1 protein-coding gene is annotated in these 8,395 nt (G+C 70.1%); it reads left to right on the top strand.

Annotated features, from left to right (window positions below):
• The coding region (locus ACIBB8_RS36950) for an amino acid adenylation domain-containing protein (RefSeq protein WP_398959698.1) at positions 1-8,395 on the top strand (8,395 nt) is incomplete at both ends.

Genomic DNA, 8,395 nt, shown 5'->3' on the forward strand with positions numbered 1-8,395 from the left:
CGCGCATCCGCAGGTTGTGCAGGCCGCGGTGATCGCCCGCGAGGACATCCCGGCAGACACCCGCCTGGTCGCCTACGTCGTCCCCGACGGTGAGGTACCTCAAATCGTTGACGAGGTACGGAAGTTCGCTGAAAGTCGACTCCCGGATTACATGGTCCCGTCCGCCGTGGTCGTCCTCGACGCGCTCCCGGTGACCGTGAACGGCAAGCTGGACCGCAAGGCCCTGCCCGCCCCTGAATACACCGCTACCAGCAGCCGAGGGCCGGCCAACGCCCGCGAGGAAATCCTCTGTACGGTCTTCGCGGAGGTCCTCGGCCTCGACGCCGTGGGTGTGGACGACAACTTCTTCCAGCTGGGCGGGCATTCACTGCTCGCCGTCTCGCTGGCGGAACGCTTGCGCGCCCAGGGCGTGACGGTGTCGGTGCGGGCGCTGTTCGACGCGCCGACCCCGGCCGGGCTCGCCGCGGCCGCGGGCGCCACCGCTGGCGCGGCCGGAGGCAGGGAAGCGGTTGCCGTGCCGGCGAACGGCATCCCGGACGATGCCGTCGAGATCACTCCGGAGATGCTGACTCTCGTCGAGCTGCCCGCCGCCGAGATCGAGCAGGTCGTCGCTGATGTCGAGGGAGGCGCGGCCAACGTCGCCGACATCTATCCGCTCGCTCCCCTGCAGGAGGGTCTGCTCTTCCACCACATCCTCGCCGACGGCGGTGAGGACGCGTACGTCATGCCGCGGGTGTTGAAGTTCGACTCGCGTGAGCGGCTGGACGCGTTTCTGGGTGCGCTGCAGCGGGTCGTCGACCGGCATGACGTGTTCCGTACCGGCATCGTCTGGGAGGGTCTGCGCGAGCCGGTCCAGGTCGTGCGCCGTCACGCCGTCCTGCCCGTCACCGAAGTCCGACTGGACCCGCACACCACGGACCCGGAAGCCGAGCTGATGGCGATCGGCGGCCGGTCGATCGATCTGCGCCGGGCACCGCTGATCGACGTGCACGCGGCCGCGGAGCCGGACACCGGCCGCTGGCTGGCACTGCTCCGGGCTCATCACATCGTGCAGGACCACATGGCCATGGCCGTGGTGTTGTCGGAGGTGCGGGCGTTCCTTGACGGCCGGGGCGACGAGCTTCCCGAGCCGCTGCCGTTCCGGGACTTCGTCGCGCAGGCGCGCGGGGTGGCGCAGTCCGAGCACGAGCGGTTCTTCACCGACCTGCTCGGCGACGTCACCGAGCCCACCGCATCCTTCGGGCTGGTGGACGTGCGAGGGGACGGTGCCGCCGCGGTTCAGGCACGGGCGGAACTGGAGGCGTCAGTCGCCGGGCGGCTGCGGGAAGTCTCTCGGCGGCTGGGTGCCAGTCCCGCGACCCTGCTGCATGTGGCCTGGGCCCGTACGCTGGCGGCGGTCAGCGGCCGGGACGACGTCGTGTTCGGCACGGTGCTGCTCGGCCGGATGAACGCGGGAGCAGGGGCGGGCCGGGTGGCGGGGCCCTTCCTGAACACGCTGCCGGTACGCGCACGGTTGGAGAGCACGGGTGTCCAGGCGGCGGTCGCCGCCATGCGGGCCCAGTTGGCCGGGCTGATGGAGCACGAGCACGCCTCACTGGCGGTCGCACAGCAGGCCAGCGGTGTGCCGACGGAAGTGCCGCTGTTCACTTCGATCCTCAACTACCGGCACACCACGGACGGCAGGCGGCTGGACGACACCGCGCTGGACGGTGTGGAGCTGGTGTTCTCGAGGGAACGCACCAACTACCCACTGACCGTGGACATCGACGACGACGGTGACGGCTTCGAGCTGGTCGTGGACGCGGTGACACCGATCGATCCCGATGTGGTGGCCGCACTGCTCCGGACTGCGGTGGAGAACCTGGTCGCCGCGCTCGAGGGCGTCCTGGCCGGCGGCCCGGACCCTTCGCTCGGCACTGTCCAGGTGCTGGACGAGGCGCTGCGCCGCCGCGTCCTCGGGGACTGGAACGAGACCGCGGCCGAACTCCCCGGTAAGTCGGTGGTGGAGCTCTTCGAGGGTCACGCGCTGCGGACCCCGGACGCGGTGGCAGTCGCCGGAGACGGCACCGACGTGTCGTACGCCGAACTGAATGCCCGGGCGAACAGGATCGCGCGGCTGCTGTCCGGTCGTGGCGTCAGGCCCGAGTCGGTCGTCGCGGTGATGCTGGAGCGGGGCGCCGAGATGATGGCGGCGGTGTTGGGCGTCCTCAAGGCCGGCGGCGCCTACCTGTCCGTCGACCCGGACTACCCGGCGGAACGCGTCGCCTACATGCTTCAGGACGCCACGCCGGCCGTGGTGCTGGCCGCGTCGGGCACCGCCGGGCTCGTAGGGGAGTCGGGCGTCGAGCTGGTGTTCCTCGACTCGCTGGAAGTGAACGGCGAACTGGCGGAACTACCCACCGGGAACCTGGATGGCACCGAACGGGCGGAGCTGCTGCCCTCGCATCCGGCATACGTCATCTACACCTCGGGCTCCACGGGCCGCCCGAAGGGCGTGGTCGTGACGCACGGGGGACTGGCCAACACAGCGGAGGCCCTGGCCCGCCGGTACCCCGGCGGGGTCGGACCGGGCACCCGGATGCTGCAGTTCGCGTCGATCGGCTTCGACATGTTCTGCTCGGAGTGGGCCCTGACCCTGCTGTCCGGCGCGACGCTGGTGGTCGTGCCGACGAGCCGCCGCCTCGGCGCGGAACTGGCGGAGTTCATCGCGGAGCAGCGGCTGACACATGTGGCGTTCCCGCCCGCGGTGCTGGCCACCATGGACGAGGGCTCGATCGCCGGGGACGTGATCATCGACGTGGGCGGCGAGGCCTGCCCGCCGGAACTCCTGGCGCGCTGGACCCCCGGCAGGTCGATGTTCAACTCCTACGGTCCGACGGAGACCACGATCGACGCCACCGTGTGGGAATGCCGCCCCGGGGTGGAAGAGGTGCCGATCGGCACACCCATCGTCAACACCCGCGTGTACGTTCTGGACGGATCCCTGTCACCTGTGCCGGTCGGCGCGGTCGGCGAACTGTACGTGGCCGGTGCGGGACTGGCCCGTGGCTATCTGCGGCGACCCGGGCTGACGGCGGAGCGGTTCGTGGCCGACCTGTTCGGCCCGGCGGGATCGAGGCTGTACCGGACCGGAGACCTGGTGCGATGGCGCGAGGACGGCAACCTCGAGTACATGGCCCGGGTCGACGACCAGGTGAAGATGCGGGGCTTCCGTATCGAGCCCGGGGAGATCGAGGCCGTTCTCACCAGCCACCCGCTCGTCGCCCAGGCCGCCGTGGTCACCGGTGAGGACCCGGCCGGTGACCGGCGACTGATCGCCTACGTAGTGCCCGTCGACTCCGCCGCGGAGGCCGGCGGGGAGCCCGTCGGGGCCGGCGGGCCGGGCACGCTCCTGCCCGCGTACGTGGGCGAACAGCTGCCGGACCACATGGTGCCGTCCGTCGTTGTCGTCCTCGACGCGCTGCCGCTGACCGTGAACGGCAAGCTGGACCGCAAGGCCCTGCCCGCCCCCGACTACAGCACCGGATCGACGCACGGCCGAGCGCCTTCCAGCCCGACCGAGGAGATCCTGTGCGGGATCTTCCGACAGGTCCTCGGGATCGAGAATCTGGGAGTCGACGACGACTTCTTCCGGCTGGGCGGTCACTCGCTGCTCGCGGTGCGGCTGGTGAGCCGGATCCGCTCGGTGCTGGGTGTCGAGCTGCCGCTGCGCGTTCTGTTCGAGGCGTCGACCGCGGCGGCCCTGGCGGCCCGGCTGGCGGCGGCGGGCTCGGCCCGGGTGGCGCTGACGGCCGGGGAGCGTCCGGAGCGGGTGCCACTGTCGTTCGCGCAGAGCCGCCTGTGGTTCGTCCACCAGCTGGAAGGCCCGAGCCCGACCTACAACATCCCCGCGGTGCTGAGGCTGGCCGGCCCCCTTGACCGCGCGGCCCTGGAGGCGGCGTTCCGGGACGTCGTCGCACGGCACGAGGTGCTGCGCACGGTGTTCGCAGTGTCAGACGGCGAACCCCACCAGCGCATTCTGGAACCGGACGAGCTCGCGTGGGAACTGCCGGTGGTGGAGGTGACACCGGAGGAGCTGGCCGGTGAGGTCGCCCGGGCCCAGGACCATGTCTTCGATCTGTCGGTCGAAGTCCCCTTCAGGGCGTCGCTATTCACGCACGGGCCGGACGAGCACGTCCTGGTTGTGGCCATGCATCACATCGCGGGTGACGGCTGGTCGATGGGTCCGCTGGCCCGTGACCTGTCCGTGGCGTACGAGGCGCGGTGTAGCGGCCACGTGCCCGACTGGGAGCCGCTGCCTGTCCAGTACGCGGACTACGCCCTCTGGCAGCGCGAACTCCTCGGTGACGAGGAGGACCCCGGCAGCCTGCTGTCACGCCAGGTCTCCTACTGGCGCACAGCGCTGGAAGGCGCGCCGGAGGAGTTGGAGCTGCCGTTCGACTTCGCTCGTCCCGCGGTGGCGAGTCACCGTGGCCACAGTGTGCCGCTGGTCATCGGGGCGGAGCTGCACGGCCGGCTGATGGAGCTGGCGCGGGCGGAGGGTGTGACGCTGTACATGGTGTTGCAGGGCGCGCTGGCGGTGCTGCTGTCGCGGCTCGGCGCGGGTACGGATGTGCCGATCGGTTCGACGATCGCCGGCCGTACGGACGAGGCTCTGGACGACCTGGTCGGCTTCTTCGTCAACACCCTCGTGATACGCACCGATCTGTCGGGCGACCCGACGCTCCGCGAAACCCTGGCCCGGGTGCGCGAGACCGGCCTGTCCGCCTACGGGCACCAGGACGTGCCCTTTGAACGCCTGGTGGAGGAGCTGGCGCCGGTCCGCTCGTTGTCACGGCACCCCCTGTTCCAGGTGATCCTCACCCTGCAGAACACCGGTGAGGCGGAGCTCGACCTGCCGGGCGTGAGCACGGAGGAGCTGCCGACCGAGGAACACGCGGCGAAGTTCGACCTGGACGTGATCCTCGGGGAGCGGCTGGAGGCCGACGGGACACCGGCCGGGGTGCGGGGTGTGGTGACGGTCTCAGCCGATCTGTTCCGTCCGGAGGCTGCGCGGCAGTTCGCACAGCGGTGGATCCGGGTGCTGGAGCACCTTGTCGCTGCCCCGCAGACGCGGCTGAGTGCGGTGGATGTGCTGGGTGAGGCCGAGCGGCGTCGGGTGTTGGTGGAGTGGAACGACACCGGGGTGGAGTTGGGTGTTTCGACGTTGCCTGGGTTGTTCGAGGGGCAGGTGGGGCGGACGCCGGATGCGGTGGCGGTGGTCGCGGGCGGGGTTGAGGTGTCGTACGCGCAACTCGAGGCGCGTGCGAACCAGTTGGCGCGGCTGTTGATCGACCGGGGTGTGGGACCGGAGTCGGTGGTGGCGGTCACGCTGGAGCGTGGCGTGGACCTGATGGTGGCGCTGCTGGGTGTGCTGAAGGCGGGGGCCGCCTACCTCCCCGTGGATCCGGAGTATCCGGTGGAGCGGATCGCCTACATGGTGGGCGATTCGGGTGCGGTGGTGGGGGTGACGTCGCGTGCGTCGGCTGCTGTGCTGCCGGAGCCGTTGCCGCGGCTCGTACTGGATGAGCCCGGGACGGTCGAGGCGCTGGCGGATCTGTCCTCGGATGCGGTCGTCGACGGTGAGCGGAGCGTGGCGTTGTCGCCGTCGCATCCGGCGTACGTGATCTACACCTCGGGGTCGACGGGGCGCCCGAAGGGTGTGCTGGTGTCGCATGCCGGGTTCGCGAGTTTCCATGAGGGTCATGTCCGGTATCTGGGTGTGGGTTCCGGACATCGGGTGGGGCAGTTCGCCTCGTGCAGTTTTGACACCTTCGGGTGGGACTGGTGCATGGCGTTGCTGTCGGGTGCGGCGCTGGTGGTGATTCCGCGGGAGCGGCGGCTGGGTGGTGCGTTGCCGGAGTTCCTGTCCGAGCAGGCGGTGTCGCATGTGACGCTTCCGCCCGCGGTGCTGGCGACGCTGGATGCGGCCTCGATCGACCCCGATGTGGTGTTGGTGGTGGCGGGTGAGGCGTGCCCGCCGGAGGTGATGGCGCGGTGGGCGGTGGGTCGGCGGATGTTCAACTCCTACGGTCCGACCGAGACGACGGTGGATGCCACGTTGTGGCGGTGTGATCCCGAGGCCGGTGAGGTGCCGATCGGCACCTCCGTAATCAACACCCGCGTTTACGTCCTCGATGAGCGTCTGTCGCCGGTGCCGGTGGGTGTGGCTGGTGAGCTGTATGTGGCGGGTGCGGGTCTGGCGCGCGGGTATGTGGGGCGTGCGGGTATGACGGCTGAACGCTTTGTGGCGAATCCGTTCGGTGTCGCCGGTGAGCGGATGTACCGCACGGGTGACCGTGCCCGCTGGACGGTCGATGGTCAGCTGGTGTTCGCAGGTCGTGCGGACGACCAGGTGAAGATCCGGGGCTTCCGTATCGAGCCGGGTGAGGTCGAGGCGGTTCTGCTGGCGCAGGCGCCGGTGGCCCAGGCCGCGGTGATCGCCCGGGAGGACACGCCCGGTGACAAGCGACTCGTCGCCTACATCGTCCCCGCAGACGGCAGGTCTGACGGGCTGCCGGCACTGTTGCGTGCCCAGGTCGGTGAGCGCCTGCCGGAGTACATGGTGCCGTCCGCCGTTGTCGTCCTGGACGAACTGCCGCTGACCGTGAACGGAAAGCTGGACCGCAAGGCGCTTCCGGTTCCGGAGGTCGCAGCGCTGACCGGCGTCGGACGGGGGCCGGTCTCTCTGCGGGAGGAGCTGCTGTGTGGCGCTTTCGCGCAAGTGCTCGGCCTGGAGAGCGTCGGGGTCGACGACGACTTCTTCGCACTCGGTGGCCAATCCCTGCTCGCGGTGCGGCTGGTGAGCCGTATCCGGGCCGTGCTCGGCGTGGAGGTCGAGATCCGGGCGCTGTTCGAAGCTCCGACCGTCGCCGGACTGGCCGCCAGGCTCGCGGAGGAACGGTCCGCCCGGGTGGCCTTGAGGGCCGGAGAGCGTCCGGAGCGGGTGCCGCTGTCGTACGCCCAGCGCAGACTGTGGTTCCTCACCCAGCTGGAAGGCCCCAGCGCCACCTACAACATTCCGATCGCGGTACGGCTCAGCGGCGACGTCGACCCGGACGCGCTGGGCGCGGCGCTGCGGGACGTCATCGGGCGGCATGAGGCGCTCCGTACGGTCATCCCGGTCGAGAACGGCCAGTCGTGGCAGCAGGTGCTGGATGTCGGTGAGTTGGAGTGGGAGCTCCAGGTGGTGGACGTGGCACCGGACCGGCTGGTGGACGCGATCGAGGCGGCGCAGGACCACGTCTTCGACCTCGCGGTCGAAGTGCCCTTCCGCGCATGGCTGTTCAGAACCCCTGCGGGGGAGCAGGTACTGGTCGTGGTGGTGCACCACATTGCGGGCGACGGTTGGTCCACCGCCCCGCTGACCCGGGACGTCTCGGTCGCCTACGCGGCGCGTCGCGCGGGCCGGGCACCGAAGTGGGAGTCGCTGCCGGTGCAGTACGGGGATTACGCGCTGTGGCAGCGCGAACTTCTGGGTGAGGAGAGCGACCCGGAGAGTGTGATCTCGCGTCAGGTGAGCTACTGGCGTGAGGCGCTGGCTGGTGCTCCGGAGGAGCTGGATCTTCCGTTCGACCGGCCGCGTCCGGCGGTGGCGAGCTACCAGGGACACAGTGTGCCTTTGGAGATCCCCGCGGAGGTTCACGCACGGCTGGTGGAGCTGGCGCGGGCCGAAGGCGTGACGCTGTTCATGGCCCTGCAGGCGGCTCTGGCCACGCTGCTGTCCCGGCTCGGCGCAGGCACCGACATCCCGGTCGGTTCGGCGATCGCCGGGCGTACCGACGAGGCGCTGGACGACCTGGTCGGCTTCTTCGTCAACACACTCGTGCTGCGGACCGACGTCTCCGGAGACCCGACGTTCCGCGAACTTCTCCGACGGGTGCGCGAGGCCGGACTGGGCGCGTTCGCGCACCAGGACGTGCCGTTCGAGCGGCTGGTGGAAGAGCTGGCCCCCACGCGTTCCCTGTCCCGGCACCCGCTGTTCCAGGTCATGCTCACCGTGCAGAACAACGCCGAAGCAGCGGTCGAACTGCCCGGGGTGCGGGCAGAGGCACTGTTTACGGGCGACTCGGCTTCGAAGTTCGACATAGAGGTCAGCGTCGGAGAACTCTTCGACAGTGAAGGAGCCCCGGCGGGCATTCGGGGTCTGGTGATCGCGGCGGCGGATCTGTTCGACGCGGGTACGGCTGAGGAGTTGGCGTCGCGGTGGGCGCGGGCACTGGAGGTGCTTGTTGCCGATCCGGCGGTGCGGGTCTCGGCGCTGGATGTTCTCGGTGCTGAGGAGCGGCGTCGGGTGTTGGTGGAGTGGAACGACACGGGTGTGGTGTTCGGGGGGTCGACGCTGCCGGGGTTGTTT

This window comes from Streptomyces sp. NPDC051286 (genome assembly GCF_044455345.1).
Taxonomy (GTDB): Bacteria; Actinomycetota; Actinomycetes; order Streptomycetales; family Streptomycetaceae; genus Streptomyces.